This is a genomic window from Stenotrophomonas sp. FW305-3-2-15-E-LB1, from assembly GCF_058787375.1.
In genome coordinates this window covers 69,566-90,909 of sequence record NZ_JBYSZR010000018.1, presented here as the reverse complement: position 1 = coordinate 90,909, position 21,344 = coordinate 69,566, and the positions used below count along the sequence as shown (strand labels likewise).

Genomic DNA, 21,344 nt, shown 5'->3' with positions numbered 1-21,344 from the left:
CGGCGACCAAGCCCCCATGGATGGGTTTACGGCGTCCCCGCAAACCCACAGTGCCCCGCCATCCCACGGAATGCAGGGTTTTGACGTTGACGTTGCTTCTGCAGGTGCAGGGCTGCAAGCCCTGCAGAAAACCCCACCTTCAATCGTGGCCGGTGTCATCCAGGCTGATGATCCCGCGACGCAGCGCCTGCGTCACCGCATGCGTGCGATCACCCACGCCCAGCTTGTCCATCAGGCTCTTCATGTGCGCCTTCACCGTCTGCTCGGATATCTGCATCCGCTCGCCAATGCGCTTGTTCGACAGGCCGCCGGCCACGTGCCGCAGCACCTCCGTCTCGCGCGGCGACAGCCGGTCCTCCACCACGTGCGCGGCAATGCTCGCTGCCACGGCCGGTGGAATCGCGGCGCGCCGGCCGCCAGCCACCGTGCGGATCGTGTCCACCAGCTCGTGGCGCAGCATGTCCTTGAGCAGGTAGGCGCTGGCACCGGCCTGCAGCGCACGTACCGCGCGCACATCGCCGCGGTAGGTGGTCAGCACGATGATGCGTGCGCGCGGATCCAGTGCACGGATCCGCACGATCGCTTCCACGCCGTCCAGGCGCGGCATCTGCAGGTCCATCAGCACCACGTCTGGCTGCAGTTCCTGGTAGCGCGCGATCGCTTCTTCGCCATCGGCGGCTTCGCCCAGCAGGCGCAGGTCCGGTTGCGCGCCGAGCAGGGCGGCCAGGCCGTCGCGCAGCAGGGGGTGGTCATCAACCACCAGCACGCCGATCGGGGAAGGGGATTCAGTCATCGCGTTTTCTGCTCCAGGGCCAGCGCCAACGCGGCGGCCGGCGGTGATACAGGCGCCGTGCGGGGACCGCCAGCGCCACTTCGGTGCCCAGTCCCGGGCGGGTCCACAGCTGCAGTTCGGCACCCAGGCGTTGCGCGCGTTCGCGCATGCCCTGCAGGCCCCAGTGGCCATGGCCGGCATCGTCGTCGGCGATGCCCACGCCGTCATCGCGCACGTGCAGCAGGAAACAACGGCTGCCGTAGGACAGTTCCACTTCGATGGCGCTGGCCTCGGCATGGCGCAATGCGTTGCGGATCGCTTCGCGGCCGATCAGGAACACCTCTTCCACCGCATCGGGTTGCAGCGGCGGCGGTGTGCCCTCCACGGTCAGCCGCAGCGGGTTGGTGCCCTGGCCGGCGTATTCGGCGTGCACGTCGGCCAGCGCGGTGGCCAGGTCACGGCCGGCGAACGGACCATCCCGCAGCGCGTTGACCCGTTCGCGGCCCTCGGCGAGGTTGCGCTCTGCCAGCTGCATTGCCGATTCCAGCTGGGTGCGCACGCTGTCCGGCGTCTGCGCCGATTGGCTGATGGCGTGCAGGCGCAGGATCAGTCCCTGGCTGCCCTGCAGCAGGGTGTCGTGCAGGTCGCGCGCGATGCGCTCGCGTTCTCCGTGGCGTTCCTGCAGGCGGGCACGGAACAGCGCGGCCAGCTGGCCGCTTCGGATGCGCACGGCCAGTACCAGCGCCGCCAGCAGCAGCGCAGCGCACAGCAGCTTGAACCAGACCGTCTGCACGAACGTGGCGGCGATGCTGAAGGTTCGGCTGGCCGGCGCCGTACTCCAGACGCCGTCTTCGTTGGCCGCCTCCACATCGAAGCGGTACGTGCCCGGGGCCAGGTTGGTGTAGTAGGCACGGGTGCTGCTGCCGGCGTCCTGCCAACCCTCGTCCACGCCGGTCAGCCGGTAGCGATAGCGGTTGCGTTCCGGGCGGGCCAGCGACAGCGCCACATAGTCGATCTGCAGCTGGGTGGTGCCGGCTGGCAGGCGCAATCCTTCCCGCAGCGGTGCCTGGGTGGCGCCGTAGAGCACATCGCCGATGCGGACGCCGGGTGCCAGGGTGTTGCGGTGCGCGGCGTTGGTGTCCAGCCATGCCAACCCCTGGTTGGTGGCCAGCCAGAGCAGGCCGTCGGCGGCCTGGACGGCCGTGGGGATCGGGCCGCTCTGCAGGGCGATGCCAGGCATGCCGTCCACGGCATCGAACAGCCGCGGTGCCACCGGTTGATGGCTGCGTACAGCATCGCGCAGGGCCGTGCGGTCCAGTCGCACAAGCCCGCGGCTGCCATTGAGCCAGAGCCGCCCGTGTGCATCGGCGACCATGCCGGTGATGCCTTCCAGCACGCCCGCCATATCCGTGCGCACTTCGCTGAAGGGGGCCTCGCCGATGCGCGCGGCCAGCCCGGCTTCGCCGGCCACCAGCAGCATGTCCTGGTCCTGCAGCAGGGCGGTCACCGGCCCGACGGCGAGGCCCTGGCGCGCATCGAAGGTCGCCACGCCGCTGGCATCCATGCGCCGCAGGCGGCCATCGGCATAGCCCAGCAGCAGGGCGCCATCGCTGCCCATCGCCATCGTCGAACATGCCTGCTCGGGCAGGCGCGCCTGGCGGTACCACTGCGCATGCTGGTAGTGCAGGACGCCGCGCTCGCCGACACAGGCCCAGGCTTCCTCGTCGTTGGGGAACAGCACCGCCTGCAGGGATTGACCGGTGTACGGGGCTGGCGACGGAATGCGGGTCGCGTGGCCGTTGACGGTGCGGACCAGGTTGATCCAGTCGAACTGCCACAGCGGTGTCGGCGCCTGGCGCGCGGCCTCCTGCAGCTGCGCGGCGCGCTCGCCCAGCAGTGAGCGGCGCAGGTCGTAGGGTTTCAGATCCTCGCCATAGCCATACACGCGCCCGTCGCTGGCACGTACCAGCGAGCGGTAGGGATCGGTGGGGCCGGCCGCCAGGGCCTGCACGCTGCGCGCGCGGAAGCGGTTGAGGCCGAGGTTGGTGCCGACCCAGAGATTGCCTTCGCGGTCGAGGAGGACCGGCACCGCCGACGTCGCGGTCAGGCCCTGCGGCGTATCGAAACGCTCCATGTGCGTGGCCTGGTCACCTTCGAAGGTGACCCTTGCCACGCCGCCGTGCGGGCTCATGGTGGCCCACAGCGCGCCATCGGCAGTGAACTGCAGGCGCGCTGCGACCAGCTCGGGCAGGCGCCGCGCCTCGCGCTCGGCGGCAGGCAGCAGGCCCTGCGCGTTGGCCAGTGGCGAGGTGCCCCGGTTGCGGTCGGCCAGCCAGATCTCGCCGCGCGGGCTTTCCGCCAGCGAGGCCATCTGCGAGACGGCAATCCCGGTGTCCTCGAACGTGCTGGCACCGGCTGGCCGTCGCCAGACCTTCAGGTCGGCCAGCACCCAGAACGTGCCGTGGCGGTCATGCAGCAGCCACTGCACGCGGCGCTCGGGAACGCCGCTGCCGACGGGCAACGCACGCCAGTGCAGGCCATCGAACCAGCGCAGGCCACCGTTGATGGCCGCCCACAGGTGGCCATCGCGGTCACGGCTGAAGTGGGGCACCACGCCCGTTGGCACGCCCTGGCCACGGCCGAAGCTGCGCAGGTGCGCCGCAGAGAGCTGGCTGATGCCGGCCTGGAAGTAGCCGATCCACAGGCTGTCGTCGGCATCCAGGGCCAGGCTGACCATGTTGGTGGACGGGAACGCGGAACCGGCCGGTGCCGGCTGTCGTTCGAAGCGACGGCCGTCGAAGCGGTACAGCCCCGAACCGGTCGCAAGCCACAGCATGCCCTGGTGGTCCTGGGCGATGTCCCAGATGTCGCCGGGCGCCCCCTGGCCCACCCGCCATGCCGTGTGCTGGTAGCCGGGCATGCCGTTGGCCACGACCGGGCGCTGCTCGGCGAAGGCGGGCAGGGCGATCAGCAGCAGGCACGTCAGCAGCGCCGACAGTCGACGCAGGAAGGGGAAGGGGCGGCCACGCATGGGCAGCATTCTGGCAGGTGCGGGGCAGGCCAGGGTGACCCGAACGGGGTAGGCGCGGTGGCCGCCGGATCAGCTATCACGCCGGCAATGGAGTGGCGGAGGCTGAGGATGCAGCGGCTGTTCGTGATGTTCCCTGATCGCGGGCCCGGGCTGGGCCTGCTCTGGCTGCGCCTGTGCCTGGCCGGTGCGTTGTGCGCGCCAGGCCTGCATGACGGCGGGCTGGTGGTGCTGTGCGCGCTCGGCGTGGCACTGCTGGTACTGGGCTGGCTGACCCCGCTGTCGGCCGGGCTGGCCTGTGCCGGGCTGTGGCTGCAGGGCGCGGCATTGCCGCTGCTGGCGCTGCCGCTGGCCTTGCTGCTGCTGGGGCCGGGCGCCTATTCGCTGGATGCGCGGCAGTTCGGCCGGCGCCGGCTGGGCCGGCGGCCTCCCCCGAATGGGTGAGTGGCAGCCACGACCGACGGGGGTACGGCGCCAGCGCCGTCCACCGCACCATGGGACACCCCGTCGCGGTGCTCTGTCATGGCCGAAGCTACACCGCCCGTCGTCCTTGCCGCCGCGCTGGCGCCGCACCAGGCTGCCGCCCTGCAGCGCGCACTGCACTACATCGATGCGCACCTGTCGCAGCCGCTGCGGGTGACCGAGCTGGCCGAAGTCGCGTGCGTGAGCCGTTTCCACCTCGTGCGGCTGTTCCGCACCGGCACCGGTGCGAGCCCGCTGCGCTATCTGCGCCGCCGCCGCATCGAACGCGCGCGGCAGCTGCTGCCGGCCGCGGACCAGCCGATGTCCCGCCTGGCCCAGCACCTGGGCTTCTTCGACCAGAGCCATTTCGTCCGCAGCTTCCGTGCCGAGACCGGGTGCAGCCCCGGCCAGTACCTCGCCGGTGATGCCGCGCTGCACCTGCCCGCTGTCCATCCCTCTTCTGTTGCCCCGCCCACTACTGGAACCCACCCATGACCACCGCTACCGCCACGCCTGCCAAGGGCCTGCTTTCCCCGACCGACCACGCCCTGGTGCTGATCGACTTCCAGTCGCAGATGGCGTTCGCCACCCACACCATCGATATCTCCGCGCTGCGCAACAACGTGTCGCTGATCAGCAAGGGCGCCAAGGGCTTCAACGTGCCGGTGGTGCTGACCACGGTTGCCGAGCAGTCGTTCTCCGGCCCGATGTTCCCGGAACTGCCGGAGATCTTCCCCGGCCAGGCCGTGTTCGACCGCACCTCGATGAATACCTGGGAAGACCAGCCGGTGATCGATGAGATCAACCGCATCGGCAAGCAGCGCCTGGTGCTGGCGGGCCTGTGGACCAGCGTGTGCATCGTCGGCCCGACCCTGTCGGCGCTGGAGCAGGGCTTCGAGGTCTACGTGATCACCGATGCCTGCGGCGATGTCAGCGACGAAGCGCACGAGCGTGCCATCACCCGCATGGTGCAGGCCGGCGCGCGCCCGATCACCAGCGTGCAGTACCTGCTGGAACTGCAGCGCGACTGGGCACGCGGCGAGACCTATGGCCTGACCACCGGCATCGCCCGCGACCACGCCGGCGGCTACGGCATCGGCATCCAGTACGCCAAGACCATGTTCGGCGCGCAGGAAGGCGGCCACTGAACATGGACAGCGGGCACGGCCTGGACCTTGCCCTGCTGATCCTGCGCGTGGCAGCGGGAGGCTTCCTGCTGCCACATGCGCTTGGCAAACTGTTCGGCTGGTTCGGTGGCCCTGGCCTGGCCGGGTTTGCCGGAGAACTGCGTGGCTTCGGCCTGCCAGCGGTGGCCCCGCTGCCGCTGTTGCTGGCGTTGCTGCAGGTCGCGTCCGGGCTGGCTGTGCTGCTGGGCTGGCAGACCCGTGGTGCGGCGCTGCTCGCGGCCGCGTTCATTGCCTTCACCGCGCTGCTGGCCCTGCCCAAGGGCTGGTTCTGGATGCGTGGCGGCACCGAATACCCGTTGATGTGGACGCTGGCACTGCTGGCGATCGCCTTGGCCGGTCCGGGCGCCTGGGCGCTCGATGGCCTGGCGCGTGCTGGAGACATTGCATGAGTTCTTCCCCCCTCGACCCTGGCCGACGCAACGTCGTGCTGGCCAGCGGCGCCGCGATGGCGCTGGGGCTGGCCGGCGGTGCCGCTGCGGCCATCGATTCCATACCGAAGGAGCGTCGCATGAGCACGCTGGTCATCAGAAACGCCCGCATCACCACCCTGGACCCGCAGCAGCCGCATGCGCAGGCGCTGGCCGTGCAGAACGGCCGCATTGCCGCTGTCGGCAGCGACGAGCAGATCATGCGCGAGTGGGGCAACGAGGCCACCATCCTCGACGCGCAGGGCCGCCGCATTGTGCCGGGCCTCAATGACAGCCACACCCACCTGATCCGCGGTGGCCTGAACTACAACCTGGAGCTGCGCTGGGACGGCCTGCGCTCGCTGGCCGATGCCATGGCCATGCTGAAGGCCCAGGTCGACCGCACCCCGGCGCCGCAATGGGTGCGCGTGGTCGGTGGTTTCACTGCCGCGCAGTTCAACGAGAAGCGCCTGCCGACGCTGCAGGAACTCAACGACATCGCACCGGACACGCCGGTGTTCCTGCTGCACCTGTACGACCGCGCGCTGCTCAACCGCGCGGCGCTGCGTGCCTGTGGCTACACCAAGGAAACACCGGACCCACCGGGCGGCCAGATCGTGCGCGACTCGCTGGGCAACCCGACTGGGCTGCTGCTGGCCAAGCCCAACGCGCTCATCCTGTACGCGACGCTGGCCAAGGGCCCGCGCCTGCCGATCGAGTACCAGTCCAATTCCACCCGCCACTTCATGCGCGAGTTGAACCGCCTGGGCATCACCTCGGTGATCGATGCCGGTGGTGGCTTCCAGAATTACCCCGAGGACTACCAGGTCATCGAGCAGCTGCATCGCGATGACCAGCTGACCGTACGCATCGCCTACAACCTGTTCACCCAGAACAAGGGCAACGAGGTCAACGATTTCCGCGGATGGAGCGAAATCCTGCAGCCGCGCCAGGGCGATGATCTGCTGCGCCACAACGGGGCCGGCGAAATGCTGGTGTTCTCGGCAGCCGATTTCGAGCTGTTCAACGAACCGCGCCCGGAACTGCCGCCGGAGCTGGAGCCCGAACTGCACGATGTGGTCAAGCTGCTGGTGCAGAAACGCTGGCCATTCCGCATCCACGCCACGTATGACGAGAGCATCACCCGCATCCTCGACGTCTACGAGCAGGTGAACCGCGAAATCCCGTTCGACGGGCTGCGCTGGTTCATCGACCACGCCGAAACCATCACCCCGCGCAACATCGAGCGCATCCGTGCGCTGGGCGGCGGCATCGCCGTGCAGCACCGCATGGCCTACCAGGGCGAGGCGTTCGTCGAGCGCTACGGCGTGCAGGCCGCGCGGCACACGCCGCCGGTCAAGCGCATGCTGGCCGAAGGCGTGCCGGTGGGTGCCGGTACCGATGCCACCCGCGTGGCCAGCTACAACCCCTGGGTAGCACTGTCGTGGCTGGTGACCGGGCGTACCGTCGGTGGCCTGGCGCTGTATGGCGACGAGAACCTGCTGGAGCGCGAACAGGCCCTGCGCCTGTGGACGCAGGGCAGCGCGTGGTTCTCCGGCGACGAAGCCGTGAAGGGCACGCTGAAGCAAGGCCAGCTGGCTGACTTCATCCTGCTGTCGGCCGACTTCTTCCGTGTCGATGATGCGCAGATCGCCGACATCACCAGCCTGCTGACCGTGGTCGGTGGCCGCATCGTGCATGCCGATGGTGACTACGCTGGCCTGGCCCCGCAGCTGCCGCCGGCGATGCCGGACTGGTCGCCGGTCAACAGATTCGGTGGCTACCACGTCGGCGGCATCGCCACCGGCCTGGCCGCCGCCCACCGTCATCATCACGGCGTGGCCTGCGGCACCCACGGCGCGCACGGCCATGCCGCGCAGCACGCCGCGCCCACCGATGACCTGACCGCGTTCTGGGGTGCGATGGGATGCTCATGTTTCGCGTTCTGAACCACGCCGGTGCCGCGGGCACGGTGGACGCATCGATCGTTGGAGCAAGGCCATGGTGAACGCACCCCCGCCGCAGGCACCCGCACAGACTGCCGGTGCCTGGTCCCCGCTGAAGATCAGCATGTTCCGCGCACTGTGGCTGGCCATCCTGGCCAGCAACATCGGCACCTGGGTCAATGATGTTGCCGCCGCCTGGGTGATGGCCGAACGCACCGGTTCGCCGCTGATGGTGGCCCTGGTGCAGTCGGCCACCACGGTGCCCATCGTGCTGCTGGCGCTGGTCGCCGGCACGCTGGCCGACATCGTCGACCGCCGCAGGTACCTGTTGTTCACCCAGGGCTGGATGCTGCTGGTGGCGGCGGTGATGGCAGCGCTGACCGCCACCGGCCACCTGAGCCCGAACCTGCTGGTGGTGCTGACCTTCTGCATGGGCTGCGGCGCGGCGATGGCGATGCCCGCACAGGCCGCCATCGTCTCCGAGCTGGTGCCGCAACCGATGCTGGCCTCGGCGGTGGCGCTGAACTCGATCGGCATCAACATCGCCCGGTCGATCGGCCCGGCCATCGGTGGCGTCATCGTGGCGCAGCTGGGCGCGGTCTGGGCATTCGGCTTCAATGCCATCACGTTCGCGGCGATGTTGTTCGTGGTGTGGGGCTGGAAGCGCGATCCGAAGGCTTCGAGCCTGCCGCCTGAAGGGTTCGGCGCTGGCCTGAAGGCCGGCCTGCGCTATGCCAGCCGTGCCGGGCGCCTGCAGGCAGTGCTGATCAAATCGGTTGGCTTCTTCTTCTTTGCTGCAGCGATGAACGCGATGCTGCCGGTGGTGGTCCGTGGCCAGATGCACGGCGGGGCAGGGCAGTACGGCATCCTGCTGGGCTGCATCGGCATTGGTGCAGTGGGCGGCGCGCTGCTGCTGCCCAAGCTGCGTGCGAAGCTCGACCGCGACCTGCTGGTGCTGCTGGCGACCCTGGCGCTGGCGGCAAGCCTGGTCGGCCTGGCGTTGACCCGCAGCTGGTTCGTGCTGCCGCTGGTGATGCTGGTCAATGGCTTTGCCTGGATCACCGTGCTGTCCTCGCTGCAGATCGCTGCGCAGACCGCGGTGCCGGCATGGGTGCGCGCGCGTGCATTGGCCCTTTACATCATGGTGTTCTCGGCTGGCATGGCCGCCGGTGGCCTGAGCTGGGGCGCGCTGGCGCAGCGCACCTCGCCGGAGCTTGCGCTGCTGGTGGCTGCTGCGGGTGCGGTGATCGGTGGCCTGCTGGTCTGGCGCGTGCGCATTGCCGGTACCGAGGAACTGAACCTGCGCCCGGCCGGGCACTGGCCCGCACCCGAGCTGTCGGTGCCGGTGTCGCATGACCGTGGACCGGTGCTGGTGACGGTGGAGTACCGCATCGATGCCGCTGACCGCGCTGCCTTCCTCGCACAGATGCGCGCGCTGGGTACGATCCGTCGCCGCGATGGTGCAGTGGTCTGGGGCGTGGTGGAGGATGTGGCGACGCCGGGGATCCACCTGGAGTATTTCGTGACTGCCTCGTGGCTGGAGCACCTGCGCCAGCACGAACGCATCACCGCCGATGACAAGGCGATCCAGGAAGTGCTGCGCGGCCTGCATCGCGGCGAACGTGCGCCAGTGGTGCGGCATTTCGTGGGCGGGCATGGCCCGCTGCCGGCAGCCGGCGTTCCGCACCACCACAGCGATATCTGACCGGCACGTGGTAGAGCCGGCCGCTGGCCGGCTGCCCGCGGTATGGATGGGCGCGAGCTGCCGGCCAGCGGCCGGCACTACCGAAGGAGCGGCGGCGCCATTGCGGCGCCGCCGCCACGCGTTACTTGCGTGCGAACGCCAGCAGGTCGGCGTTGAACGGGTCGGCGTGGGTGATGGTCAGGCCGTGCGGGGCGCCGGCGTAGACCTTCAGTTCGGCATCCTTGATGATCTGCGAGGACAGCTTGGCCGAGGCATCGAACGGCACGATCTGGTCGTCATCGCCATGCACGACCAGGGCCGGCACGTCGATCTTCTTCAGGTCTTCGGTGTAATCCACTTCCGAGAATTCGTGCACGCAGTCGTACTGGCCCTTGACGCCGCCGAGCATGCCCTGCAGCCAGAACGAATCACGCATGCCCTGGGTGACGCTGTTGCCATCGCGGTTGGCGCCGAAGAACGGCGTGGTCAGGTCCTTGAAGAACTGCGAGCGGTCACCGCCGGTGCCCTGGCGGATGCCGTCGAAGACGTCCAGCGGGGTGCCGGCCGGGTTGGCATCGGTCTTCAGCATCAGCGGCGGCACGGCGCCGACCAGCACCACCTTGGCCACGCGCTTGCTGCCGTGGCGGCCGATGTAGTGCGCCACTTCGCCACCACCGGTGGAGTGGCCGACCAGGATCGCGTCCTTGAGGTCGAGGGCTTCGATCACCGCCGCCAGGTCATCGGCGTAGGTGTCCATGTTGTTGCCGTCCCAGGTCTGGCTGGAACGGCCGTGGCTGCGGCGGTCATGGGCGATGACGCGGTAGCCGTTCTGGCCCATGAACAGCATCTGCGGGTCCCACGCGTCGGACGACAGCGGCCAGCCATGCGCGAACACGATCGGCTGGCCGGTGCCCCAGTCCTTGTAGAAGATGCGGGCGCCGTCTTTGACGGTTACGAAGTTGCTCATTGGAGGTTCCTTTGGCGGTAGGGGAAAGACACCGGCGGTCGCGCTGCCGGCGTACCGGCAGTACAGCGCAGGATCCACCGCGTGGCTTGCACGCCTGTGTCCGATGGATGGCAGGCGGTCACAGGCCGCGATGACGCGCTTCGCTCTGGCGGAACCGGGTCGATGCTGGCCACGATGTCCGCCAGGCCAGGGAGGAGGCGGCATGCAGAGGACACTGTGGGGAATGATCGTGGGGTGGCTGCTGGCCGGTGCGGTGCAGGCCCAGACCCATGTCTACAAATGCGTGGACGGGCCGCACCCGGTCTACCAGCAGACGCCCTGCCAGGGGCGCGCGGAATGGCGCTGGGACGTGCTGGCGGAGGCGGCGCAGCCGCGTGGCAGTGGCGAGGTGGCACCCTCGCGTGTGGCACGGCCGACGCGGTCTGGCCGTGCGCCCGGTAGAGCCACGCGTGGCCGCAGTAGCCGCAGCGAAGGTGCGCTGATCACGCTGGAACGCGATCCCGCCGGCTGTCAGCAGGCGCGTCGCGAGCAGGCGCGGAGGATGACGCGGGCGCGTCGGCTGGATTACCAGCAGCGGCGGCAGCTGGATGACGCGCTGCGCCTGGCCTGCCAGCAACCCTGAAGCAACAACGGCACCCGAAGGTGCCGTTGCGTGCGTGCAGTGCCGGTGACTCAGTTGCCGTCGCTGGCGGCCGCCGGTGCGCCCGAAGCGCCGGCCTTCGGCAGGCTCAGTTCCGGGTTGCCCTGTTCGGCCTGCAGGATCTGGATGCGGCGCTGCAGGGCATCGAGCTGGTTGTTGGTGCTCTGCACGTCCGTGCTCAGGCTGACCGCCTGCTGCTGGGCCTGCTGCAGGGAGGCGCTGACCTGGGCCGACTGTGCCTGCTGCTGCTCCATTTCCAGCTGCAGGGTGCGCAGGCGCTCTTCGTTGTAGGACACCAGGCGCTCGGTGTAGCGCTTGCCTGCTTCGAGGCGGGTGGTGTCGATGTAGACCTGGGCCAGCTGCTCGGTCTGCTGCACGAAGGTGCGGTAGACGCGCTCGGCGTTGTCGACCGCATCGGTCTTGATGACGCGCCAGAAGTTCTTTTCCTGGAACAGCGCCACGTAGTAGGTCAGGGTGCTGGCATTGAACAGCAGGCTGGCGCCGTAGTTGCCGTTGTAGGTGGTGCGCAGCTCGGTGAGCTGGTTGGCATCCATCAACTGCTTGAGTTCGTCAACCGTATTGCGCACCACCGGCCCGCTGCGGACCGGTTCGGCCGCCGCTTCGCGATCGCCGCGTGCTGCCAGTGCCGGCGGTGCCACCACGATCATGGCCATGGCCAGCAGTGCCGCGCCGCGCGGATACCGGGCGAAGACGGTGCCCCCTGAAGTTTCTCGCATGTCTAGACCATCCACGAACGAAGTGTGGTTGAAATGAATGTGGTTCCCCGCCGCGAGTCTAGCATGGGTGCAGCAGCCGCCAACCGCACCGGACAGGGGTCAATACACCAGCTGGGCGGCATTGCACTGGATCGACTGCATGCTGACGTCGGTACGGCCCAGTTCCAGGCCCAGCAGATCGGCCAGGACCTGGGTCAGCAGTGCGCCGACGCTGTTGAGCACGGGCTTGAGCGCGGACAGGATCGGCGTAAGCACGGTGCACAGCAGGCCCGAGCAGCTGACCGCGTTGCCGGGCCCGGTGACCCCATCGCCGCCGGTGGGGTCGTTGAAACCGCCGGGCTTGGTCTGGATGTAGGAGGCCAGGTTGTCGCGCACGCAGTTGTTGTAGCTGACCAGGTTGGTGATGAGGCTGTCGCAGCGGTTGATCAGCAGGCCGCCCAGCAGCGCGCCGAGGGCACCATCGAGCAGGCCCAGGCCCTGGCCGGTGACCGCCGTGCGGTAGCCGGTCCACACCGATCCGTCTTCCCAGCACGTGGTGAGGCCCAGCACGCAGAGCCGGGGCACGCCTTTGGTGACGGTCCAGTCGCCCAGGGGGGCGAGGTTCTGCGCCGGACTGCCATCGCGCAGCAGTGGGATGACGTTGTCGACGTTGTAGCGGCTGTTCGGAGCATGCGCAGCGGCCAGGTAGCGTTCGGCCAGGGCGGTAGCGGCCTGCTTGGGGTCGCTCTTCGGGCCGCTGAGCATGCCGGACAGCACGCGCAGCAGCTCGTTGACCAGGGTGGACACCGTATCGCCCACGGCCAGCTGATTGATGCGCGTGGAGGCGGTCTGGCCTGCGGCCAGGGTCAGGTTCTGGCTGTCGGTCAACGCCGGCAGGGTGATCCTGTTGTTGATGAGTGGCTGGCCGAGCAGGGTGAGCAGCTGCGCGTTCTGCAGCGTGGCGTCGCACACGTTGTTCTTCGAGAAGACATCGGCCGCGTTGACGTTGCCGACGCAGGCCCGCAGCACCGACGAGTCCACCTTGACCGTGGCGGTGGGCGGCGTGGCGCCGCACTGGATCGACGACAGCGTGCCCATCGCATTGGTCACGTCCACGTGCAGCGGCAGGTGCAGGCGCGTGCCCAGCAGCGACAGCAGCGCGCCGACCGCAGGCACGCGGTTGCTGTCGACGTCCACCATCAGCCGCACCTGGGCGTTGTACGCACGCGCGCCGACGCCACCGATGGCGATCGACGGCGGCTCGATCACGCCGGCCTTGACGTCGATGCCGAGCAGGTTGAGCCCGCGCACCTGCACGCCGTTGTTGTCGTTGGCGATGGAGATGCCGGTATTGAGCAGATCCAGCACGTTTATCTTCGATTCCAGCGCACTGCCGATGCTGCCATCCGGCGCGATCACCTCGGCGAACAGGCCGCCGCCGCCGTTCTGGCTGCCCAGGGTGATGTTGGCCTGGTTGATGTCCAGCCCGGTCGACACCAGGCTGCCAAGCGCACGCAGCTGCGCGGCCACGGCACTGTCACGGCCAAGCACGACGGCGGTGGCGTCGACCAGCTGCGCCAGCGAGATCTTGTTGACCGACAACAGGCGGTTGAAGTCGGCCACGCTCAGGTTGGCCTCCACCGGAATGCCCAGTGCCTTCAGCAGGCCCGACGGCGTGACGCTCACCTGGGCCAGGCCGTCGTAGGACAGCACGGTGGCGTTGCTCACATCCAGGCCGACCAGGCGCAGGGTGGCCATCAACGGCGAGTTGCCGTTGGTGCGCAGCAGCTGCGATCCGACGCTGAACACCGCAGACGGTGCCGTGCGCTTGGCCACCGCCTGGGCGCTGACCGTGGGCAGCTGTGCGTGGGCGCCGAAGAACGGCAGCACGCTGCGTTGCGCCACCACCTTCACCGCATTGCGCGGATTCTCCACGCTGACGGTACCGATGAAGTGATCGGCAGTAGCATGGTTGGCATTCCAGTTGCCGCAGCGCACATCCAGTTGCCCGCCGAACCGGTTCTCCTGCAGCGCGTTCTGCCGCGCGGCGGTATTGTCGCTGTTGCCGGAGGTGCACAGGTCCAGGCGCTGCGCGCCTGCCAGCGCGGCCAGGTCGGCCACCTTCTGCGCGTCCCGCTTGGCCCAGAGCAGGTAGCCCACTTCGACCAAGCCGAGCATCGTCACCAGCCCGGCCATCACCAGCATCATGGTGACCGACATGCCACCGCGCTGGTGGAAGGTGAGGGTGCGTGGCGGACGGCGCATGGTCGAGTCCTCAGCGGCTGGAGCCGGACGTGCCCGAGCCGCGCGTCACGTCGGTTTCGAAGAAGTCCGGGATTTCGTGTTCGAAGCTCTTGAGGTAGCGCGCATAGCTGGCCGTGGCCTGGTCGCCGAGCATCGGCAGGCGGGTGCCCGCCTGGGTGCCGGAGGCCTGCAGCTGGAACAGGTGGCGCACGGTGGCGCCGTTGCCGGACAGTGCCAGGGCGGCGGTGCTGCTGGTGGCAACCGGCGCGGCCTGCATGCTGGCGGTACTGGCTGCAGACGCAACCGCGGGCGCCGTCAGATCGACGGTGGGCAGCGGCTCGGCCGCTGCTGGCGTGTGCACGGGCACCGGCGGCGCTGGCGCTGGCACAGCCACGGCGGGCAGGGGGCCGCCCATCATCTGCCCGGTAAGCGGCGGCTGCGGCGACTGCGCGTTGCTTGCCGATGCCCAGAGCAGGCAGCTGGCGGCCAGGGCCATGCGGGGGCGGGACAGGAAAGTGGAGGCGGTCATGGCGTGTTCCCGGTGGGGTGGTCGGCGCTGCCGAAGCGTTCAAGCATGGAAGGGGCGAGGCGTGGGACAAGCCGGTCATCGCGTTCGCTGCGTGGGGTTTCAGCGGCGATCCGGCCCGGCACGGCAACGCGGGTGGGCATGCTGCTGCGCGCGGCTGCGACGGGCGCGGTGGCCTGCGTGCTGCGCGCGGCGTCGCGTTGCTGCCAGCGCGCGCGTATCTGCTGCGCCTGTTCACTGATGTTGCGCTGTACGTCCGGGCTGAGCTGTGCCTGCGCCGCAAGGCGCTCGGCGGTGGCGGCATCACCGCGCAGCACGGCCCACAGCGCCAGGTTGGCGGTGGCCTTGGCATTGCCCGGCTGCAGCTCCAGTGCCTTGGCCAGTGGTTCGCGCGCCTGGTCCAGCTGGCCGGCACGCAAGCGTGCGTAGCCCAGGTCACCGAGGTAGTCGGTGTTCAATGGCTGCAGGCGGGTGGCCCGTGCCAGGGCCTGTTCGCTGGCGGCATCATCGTTGCGGCGCGCGGCGATCAGCCCCAGGCCGTGCGCGGCCGCGGCCGCCTGTGGGCCGGAATCCAGGCTGCGGTAGATGTCGGCCGCGGCGTCGGCCTGGCCGGTTTCGCGCAGTGCATCGGCCTGCAGCAGGCGCAGCGCGGGCGCATCGCCGAAGCGCTGGCGATAGGCATCCACGTGGGCCAGCGAGGCGAACCATGCCCCCTGCTGCTGCATGCGTGCGATCAGCTCCAGGTAGGTGTTGCGGCTGTCCTGCGGCGCCGGCGTGGGTTCGGCCAGGCTCGGCGCCTGCCGGTAGGCCGGCGTGGTCGAGGCGCATCCGGCCAGCGCGGCCAGGGCACACAGCAGGTAGGCGGGGCGAAGTGCGGGCATGGTGTTCATCCCATCTTGGTCAAGGTATTGGCCAGCGCCACCAGCGCAGGGCCGGCCAGCACCAGCATCAGCGCCGGCAGCAGGGTCAGCATCATCACCACGGTCATCTTCACCGAGAGCTTTCCGACCTTTTCTTTCAGCGTGTTGCGGCGCTGCTCGCGCAGGCGGACGCTGAACTGGCGCAGCGGTTCCTGCACGGCACCGCCATGCGCGTGCACCTGCAGGATCAGCTGCACGAGGCTGGACAGGTCATCGTCGCCATAGACGTCGCTGAGGCGGCGCAGCGACTGTGCGCGCGTACGGCCCAGCGAATAGGCGGTGTTGGCTTCATGGATCTCGCCGCCCAGCACCGGGAGTGCATCGCGCAGCTTCTCGCCCAGCGTCTGCAGGCTCTGGTCCATGCTGAAGCCCACGCCCTGCAGCAGGCGCAGCAGGTCGATCAGCAGCGGCAGTTCGTTGGATACCGCGCGGCGCCGGCGCGCCACCCAGCTGGACAGTGCGAACTTGGGCAGCAGCAGGCCCGCAGCCAGTGCACCGATGACCACCATGAAGCGTGACGCCCCGGTAGCATCACTCAGGGCCAGTGCAGCCACCAGTACCAGCACGGCCAGCAGCAGCCGCAGCGCGAGATAGATGGCGGTGCCGCGCCGCGTGTTCCAGCCGGCCAGATCCAGCAGCAGCCGGTCTTCGCTGGCCAGCAGGGCGGCCTCCAGGCGGCCGCCGGTGAACAGTTGGCCGAGCTGCTGCAGCCAGCCCAGGGAATCGCGTGCCGGCGCGGCGTCCGGCGGCGCAGCGTCACGCGGGCGCAGGGCGGTCTGCAGGGTGGCACTGGTGCGTGCTTCACGGCTGCCGCGCACCCAGCCGCCCAGTCCGAGCAGGGCCACGCCCGCGGCCAGCACCAGCAGGGCCAGCATCCACCAGGTCGCGGCGCTCATTGCAGGTCTCCCGGGAACAGGCGTGCGTTCATAGCGAGCGCGCCAGGCGATACAGCAGGAAGCCACCGACCAGTTCCAGGCCGAGGGCGATCAACAGCACCTTGTGGCCCAGCGGGTCGTGCAGCACGGGCTGGAAGAAATCGGGGCTGCTGATGGCCATCAGCACCGCGCTGATCGGTGGCAGCAGCCCCAGCACCCAGGCCGACATGCGGGTTTCCGAAGTGGTGGCGGCCAGTTCCTGCTGTGCCTGTTCCAGGTCACGCATGAAGTCGCCCATGCGCTGCAGGATCTGGTCGGAGCGGCCACCTATGCGCACGCTGACGCCGATCACCACGGCGAGCACCTTCAGCACATCCATCTGGTAGGGCTGGGCGGCCATGCCCAGCGCCCGGTCCAGGTCCATGCCGCTGCGCGCATAGCGCACGGTGGTGTCGAGCATGTCGCGCAACGGCGCGGTGGTCTGTACCGATGCGGTCTGGAACGCCATCTGCAGGCTGTTGCCCAGCGCGGTCAGCCGCACCAGGTTGTCGAGGAAATCGGGCAGCTGGTGCAGCAGGCGCGCCCGCAGCCGCGTGGTACGGCGGACGATCCACAGTGCGCAGGCAAGCAGGTACAGGCCCAGGGTGAGTGGGAACATCCACAGCGTGCCCAGGCGCAGTACAGCCACGGCGGACAGCGCGATGCCGGGCACGACCAGCAGCAGCGGCAGCTTCCAGCCCGGGCTCAGCCCGGCGCGCTGCAGGAAGGCATCCCAGGGCAGGCTGCGCTTGGCGGCTGCCGGTGCCCCCCGGCTCGGGTCGCTGGCCGCAGGGGGCGCGTTGCCGCCGCGGCCCAGCTGCTGCTCGGCATGCTGCAGGGAGGCCTGGCGCTGTTCGCGGCCGTGCGCGGCGCCCCACAGCCACACGGCGGCGGCCAGAAGCACGGCGACGATGCTCAGCAGCAGGAGTGCGCCGATGCCCATGCTCAGAAGTCTCCGTACAGCGATTCGCGCAGCAGCTGGCGGAAAGGCTCCAGCTTGCGCGAATGCGGCTGGAAGCCGAGGCCGATCCAGCGGTTGACCTCGGCCCCGCTCGCGTCCACCTGCACCTCGTGGCGGAACATTTCCTGGGTGGTGATCAGGTTGTCGCTGACGCCGGTGATTTCGGTGATCGATACCAGCACGCGGCGGCCACTGCCCAGTCGTGCGATCTGCACGATGAAGTCGATCGCGCTGGCGATCTGCCGGCGCAGGCTGTCCTCGCTGCCCTGGAAGCCGGCAAAACCGGCCAGCATCTCGATGCGATAGAGGCAGTCACGCGGCGAGTTGGCGTGGATGGTGGCCATCGAGCCGTCGTGGCCGGTGTTCATGGCCTGCAGCATCTCCAGCACTTCCGCGCCACGTACTTCGCCCACCACGATGCGGTCCGGGCGCATGCGCAGGCTGTTGCGGACCAGGTCGCGGATGCCGACGGCACCGTGTCCGTCGGCGCCCCCCACGCGGCTTTCCAGGCGCACCACGTGCGGATGGTTCAGCGACAGCTCGGCGGTGTCCTCCACGGTGATGACGCGCTCGGTTTCCGGCACGTAGCTGGTCAGTGCGTTCAGCAGCGAGGTCTTGCCCGAGCTGGTGCCGCCGGAGACCAGGATGTTGCAGCGGCCCAGCACCATGGCCTTGATGAGCGCCTGCATCGGTGCATCGAAGGTGCCCTTGGCCAGCAGCTCGTCGGGGGTGAAGGGATCCTTGCGGAACTTGCGGATGGACACCATCGGCCCGTCCACGGCCAGTGGCGAGATGATGGCGTTGAGCCGGCCGCCGTTGGGCAGGCGCGCGTCCACCATCGGATTGGAGTCGTCCAGGCGGCGCCCGATCGGGGCGAGGATGCGGCGCAGGATGCGCAGCAGGTGGGTATCGTCGGTGAAGCGCTGGGTCGCGCGGCGGAGCACGCCGCCCTGGGAGACGTGCACGTCCTTGAAGCCGTTGATCAGGATGTCCTCGATCGTCGGATCGTGCAGCAGGTCATCCAGCGGGCCGAAACCGGTGAGTTCCTTCACCAGCCCCTGGGCAACAGCCTGCATCTCCTCTTCGTTGATCGGGATGCGCCATTCCTGGATGAAGCTGACGGTCTGCACCTGCACCCAGCGTGCGATGGTGTCCGGCGCCCACGAATCGATGTCGATCCGCTCGTCCTCGATGCTGTTGAGCAGATGCTCATGCGCGGCCGACAGCACCTTCTGGTACTGCTCGGTCTGCGCGAACGGTGGGCTGGCCGGTGCGCTTTCAGGCAGCACGGCACGCGCCATGGCGTTGGGAAACAGGGTCACTTTGTCTTCCATGGCGTTCCACCCAGGGCAAGGGCAAGTCTTTCCCGCAGGCCGGGCGGCAGGGCCGGGCCGGCGGCCGGGTCCAGTCGCGCCACCAGCGGGGCGAGGGCGCGCAGGTATGGATCGCGCGGGGCATCCTGCAGCAGCAGGTGGCCGTGGCTGGCCGCCGCCCGCACGCGCGGGCGCTCGGGCAGGGTGGCCAGCAGGGGCAGTTCGAAGCGTCGTGCGATCTGTTCCGGGGTCAGGCCGCTGTGTTCGTCATGGCGGTTGACCACCAGCTGCAGCCGGCTTTCGCGTTCGCGCTGCCCGCTCAGGTGCTTGAGGGCGTGGTCGAGCGACACCAGGGTGGCGATGGCGGTATCGGCGACCAGCCAGATCTCATCGGCCTGTTCCAGCAGCAGCGGCGGCAGTTGGCGCAGCGGGCAGCCGCCGGCATCGCACAGCACGCTGGTGAACACCCCGCGCAGGCGCTGCAGCAGGGCGCCCGGGTCGGACGGCGGCACGGCATCGCTGCCGCTGGCACGGTCGAGCAGGACCAGGCCACTGGTGTGCCGGGCCATCGCCGTGCGCGCCAGCGTGGCGTCGATGCGGCTGGCGTTGCGCAGTGCATCCTCGTAGTGGAAGCGGCTGTCCAGGTTGAGGTACAGCGCGAGGTCGCCCGCCGGCTGCGCCAGTTCCATCAGCAGGCCATCGGTTCCGGCGGCATCGTCGGCGGCGTCGCCACGCTGCTGCTGCGCGAGCACGGCCAGATGGGCCGCCAGCGTGCTGGTGCCGACGCCGGCGCGCACGCCCAGCAGCAGGATGAACCGCGCCCGGTGCGACGGCTGTGCGGCGGCTGCAGCACGCGGCGAAAGTGCACGGCGCAGTGCGGCTTCGATGCCGGCGTTGTCACTGTCCAGGTCGAGCACGTCGCGCAGGCCGGCACGCAGGGCCATCACCACGCCTTCCACCTGGCTGTTGCCTGTCGCCCCCACGGCCACCAGGTTCAGGTCGGGCTGGGTCTGCTGCAGTTGCGCGGCCAGCACCATGGACGAGGCCGCGTACTCGGGACGGAAGTCGAGCAGGACCAGGCCATTGGCACCGCGCTGCAGGTCCTGCGCGGAGGTGGGCTGCGCGCTGTCCTGCCAGTGCAGCACTGCCGATGCCGGCAGCCGTGCCGCCAGCCGGGGCAGCAGTTCACGATCGACGCCGTACAGGACCAAGTTCATCGGTGGTCCCGAGGCATGCAATGGCTGGGCGGTGGCGTAGGGCATGGGCGTGGGGTCCGCAGCATCGGGTCAGCGCGAGAATCCGGGTACCGGGTCCTGGCTGACCGGACCCAGCAGCCACGCACCCCACTCGGGCAGGTGCGGGCGGGATTCGCGGTCGCCGGGCAGCGGCAGTTCGGTGTTGCGGGCCAGTGGCTGCACCAGGCGCGGGGTGACGATGATCACCAGCTCCTTGTCCTGGCGCTTGTAATCCAGGTTGCGGAAGAACGAGCCGATGATCGGCAGGTCACCGAGCATCGGGATCTTGTTCACCGTGGAAGCGACGGTGGAACTGACCAGGCCGCCGATGACGAAGCTCTCGCCGTCGCCCAGCTCGACCGTGGTATCGGCACGGCGCGTGCTGATGGAGGGAATCTGCACGCCGTTGAGGGCGATCGCGTTGGTGTAGTCCAGGTCACTCGCTTCCGGCGCGACCTTCAGCGCGATGCGGTTGGCCGACAGCACGGTGGGAGTGACGGTCAGGCCGATGCCGAACGGCTTGTAGGTGACGGTGGTGGTGCCCAGGCCCTGCGGCTCGAGGATCGGCAGCTCGCCGCCGGCCAGGAAGCTCGCGCTCTGGCCGGACAGGGCGACCAGGGTCGGCTCGGCCAGCACGCGTGCCATGCCGTTGCTCTGCAGCAGGTCGACGTCGGCGTTCCACAACCCGTTGGTGGAACCGAACACCAGCCGGAATGCCGAGGAAATGGGTGATTCGGCTTCGTTGCTGCTGTTGCCTTCCTGCATGCCGGGCAGGATGCCGGTGTTGCCCGGCAGGATGCCGCCGGGGCGGGCGAAGCCGTAGGCAAAGCCACCGTTGCGGTTCTGGAAGCTGATGCCGATCTGCTTCAGCGCGGTCTTGTTGAACTCGACCACCTTCACTTCCACCTGCACCACGCCGCCACTGGCGATGGTGGAGGCGTCGGCCAGCATGCCTTCCTTGCCCAGTGCCATGGCAGCAGTCTTCTGCTCCTGCATGTGGGACAGCATGCTGTCGCTGCTTCCCTGCAGCAGGCCCTGCTGGTCCTGCTGGGTGAACACCAGGCCGTTGCGTCCGGCATCGGCGGCACCCTGCACGGCGCTCTGCACGCGGACCTGCAGCCGCTGCGGCTCGCTCTGCTTGCGGTGCCACAGCAGCAGGGTGGTGGTGCCGGGCGCCTTGCCCACCAGCAGTGCCTGGCGCTGGCCGCGCAGCATCACCACATCGGCCACGCCCGGATCGGCGATGGCCACCCGTTCCAGGTCGGCCGGCAGGGTCCACGGACGCTGTTCGCGGGCCTGCAGCACCAGCTCATCTGCCGCCACGCCCGTGCCGGGCGCCAGCAGCACCAGCAGCAGGGCCAGCCAGCGTTGGCGGGCGGTCGGGCGAGGATGCGAGCGATGTACGGTCATGGAAGGTCTCGG

At 69.2% G+C, this 21,344-nt stretch carries 19 protein-coding genes; 7 read left to right on the top strand and 12 right to left on the bottom strand.

Features of this window, described 5'->3' with window-relative positions; translation table 11 throughout:
* Positions 1-139: 139 nt before the first annotated feature.
* On the bottom strand, positions 140-793 hold the full coding sequence (locus AC3WL7_RS13915; protein WP_108759709.1) for a response regulator: 654 nt from the start codon (positions 791-793) through the stop codon (positions 140-142).
* Positions 786-3,812 (bottom strand): sensor histidine kinase, encoded by a 3,027-nt coding sequence (locus AC3WL7_RS13910; protein ID WP_492750915.1) that lies wholly within the window; start codon positions 3,810-3,812, stop codon positions 786-788. The genes AC3WL7_RS13915 and AC3WL7_RS13910 overlap by 8 nt, the downstream gene beginning before the upstream one ends.
* Before the next feature lie 99 nt (positions 3,813-3,911).
* On the opposite strand from AC3WL7_RS13910, the gene AC3WL7_RS13905 reads away from it, so the two are divergent.
* From AC3WL7_RS13905 to AC3WL7_RS13880, 6 genes are all read left to right on the top strand, one after another.
* A complete protein-coding gene (locus AC3WL7_RS13905) occupies positions 3,912-4,244 on the top strand; it encodes a hypothetical protein (protein ID WP_108745828.1) in 333 nt (110 codons plus the stop codon).
* Positions 4,245-4,322: 78 nt separating this feature from the next.
* A complete protein-coding gene (locus AC3WL7_RS13900; protein ID WP_079222174.1) occupies positions 4,323-4,757 on the top strand; it encodes a helix-turn-helix transcriptional regulator in 435 nt (144 codons plus the stop codon).
* The gene (locus AC3WL7_RS13895; protein ID WP_492750912.1) at positions 4,754-5,410 is read left to right on the top strand and encodes a hydrolase; all 657 of its coding nucleotides are present in this window, start codon (positions 4,754-4,756) and stop codon (positions 5,408-5,410) included. The genes AC3WL7_RS13900 and AC3WL7_RS13895 overlap by 4 nt, the downstream gene beginning before the upstream one ends.
* A gap of 2 nt (positions 5,411-5,412) precedes the next feature.
* Positions 5,413-5,838, top strand: coding sequence for a DoxX family protein (locus AC3WL7_RS13890; protein ID WP_079222172.1), 426 nt, complete (start codon positions 5,413-5,415; stop codon positions 5,836-5,838).
* Between the two features lie 119 nt (positions 5,839-5,957).
* Positions 5,958-7,805, top strand: coding sequence for an amidohydrolase (locus tag AC3WL7_RS13885; RefSeq protein WP_492750924.1), 1,848 nt, complete (start codon positions 5,958-5,960; stop codon positions 7,803-7,805).
* A 52-nt stretch (positions 7,806-7,857) separates the two neighbouring features.
* Positions 7,858-9,507, top strand: a complete 1,650-nt coding sequence (locus tag AC3WL7_RS13880; RefSeq protein ID WP_492750909.1) for an MFS transporter — start codon at positions 7,858-7,860, stop codon at positions 9,505-9,507.
* Between the two features lie 121 nt (positions 9,508-9,628).
* On the opposite strand, the gene AC3WL7_RS13875 is transcribed toward AC3WL7_RS13880, so the two are convergent.
* Positions 9,629-10,453 (bottom strand): alpha/beta fold hydrolase, encoded by an 825-nt coding sequence (locus AC3WL7_RS13875; RefSeq protein ID WP_492750907.1) that lies wholly within the window; start codon positions 10,451-10,453, stop codon positions 9,629-9,631.
* 202 nt (positions 10,454-10,655) lie between these two features.
* Between AC3WL7_RS13875 and AC3WL7_RS13870 the strand changes: the two genes are divergently transcribed.
* Positions 10,656-11,075 (top strand): hypothetical protein, encoded by a 420-nt coding sequence (locus AC3WL7_RS13870; protein ID WP_492750905.1) that lies wholly within the window; start codon positions 10,656-10,658, stop codon positions 11,073-11,075.
* A gap of 50 nt (positions 11,076-11,125) precedes the next feature.
* On the opposite strand, the gene AC3WL7_RS13865 is transcribed toward AC3WL7_RS13870, so the two are convergent.
* From AC3WL7_RS13865 to AC3WL7_RS13825, 9 genes are all read right to left on the bottom strand, one after another.
* Positions 11,126-11,830: a DUF2968 domain-containing protein gene (locus tag AC3WL7_RS13865; RefSeq protein WP_079222167.1), complete on the bottom strand. Its 705-nt coding sequence runs from the start codon at positions 11,828-11,830 to the stop codon at positions 11,126-11,128.
* A gap of 99 nt (positions 11,831-11,929) precedes the next feature.
* Entirely contained in the window at positions 11,930-14,074 is a 2,145-nt protein-coding gene (locus AC3WL7_RS13860; RefSeq protein WP_492750902.1) for a TadG family pilus assembly protein, read from the bottom strand.
* A 10-nt stretch (positions 14,075-14,084) separates the two neighbouring features.
* Entirely contained in the window at positions 14,085-14,582 is a 498-nt protein-coding gene (locus AC3WL7_RS13855; protein ID WP_492750900.1) for a DUF3613 domain-containing protein, read from the bottom strand.
* Positions 14,579-15,460 carry a tetratricopeptide repeat protein gene (locus tag AC3WL7_RS13850; RefSeq protein ID WP_492750898.1) on the bottom strand — a complete coding sequence of 294 codons (882 nt, stop codon included), beginning with the start codon at positions 15,458-15,460 and terminating at the stop codon, positions 14,579-14,581. Before AC3WL7_RS13850 ends, AC3WL7_RS13855 begins: the two co-directional genes overlap by 4 nt.
* A gap of 5 nt (positions 15,461-15,465) precedes the next feature.
* Positions 15,466-16,395, bottom strand: a complete 930-nt coding sequence (locus AC3WL7_RS13845) for a type II secretion system F family protein (RefSeq protein ID WP_492750896.1) — start codon at positions 16,393-16,395, stop codon at positions 15,466-15,468.
* Between the two features lie 28 nt (positions 16,396-16,423).
* Positions 16,424-17,356, bottom strand: coding sequence for a type II secretion system F family protein (locus AC3WL7_RS13840; RefSeq protein ID WP_492750894.1), 933 nt, complete (start codon positions 17,354-17,356; stop codon positions 16,424-16,426).
* Between the two features lie 2 nt (positions 17,357-17,358).
* Positions 17,359-18,708, bottom strand: a complete 1,350-nt coding sequence (locus AC3WL7_RS13835; RefSeq protein ID WP_313418101.1) for a TadA family conjugal transfer-associated ATPase — start codon at positions 18,706-18,708, stop codon at positions 17,359-17,361.
* Positions 18,693-19,949 carry a CpaE/TadZ family protein gene (locus AC3WL7_RS13830; protein ID WP_313418098.1) on the bottom strand — a complete coding sequence of 419 codons (1,257 nt, stop codon included), beginning with the start codon at positions 19,947-19,949 and terminating at the stop codon, positions 18,693-18,695. The genes AC3WL7_RS13835 and AC3WL7_RS13830 overlap by 16 nt, the downstream gene beginning before the upstream one ends.
* 24 nt (positions 19,950-19,973) lie before the next feature.
* Positions 19,974-21,332, bottom strand: a complete 1,359-nt coding sequence (locus tag AC3WL7_RS13825) for a type II and III secretion system protein family protein (protein WP_079222160.1) — start codon at positions 21,330-21,332, stop codon at positions 19,974-19,976.
* Between the last annotated feature and the right edge of the window lie 12 nt (positions 21,333-21,344).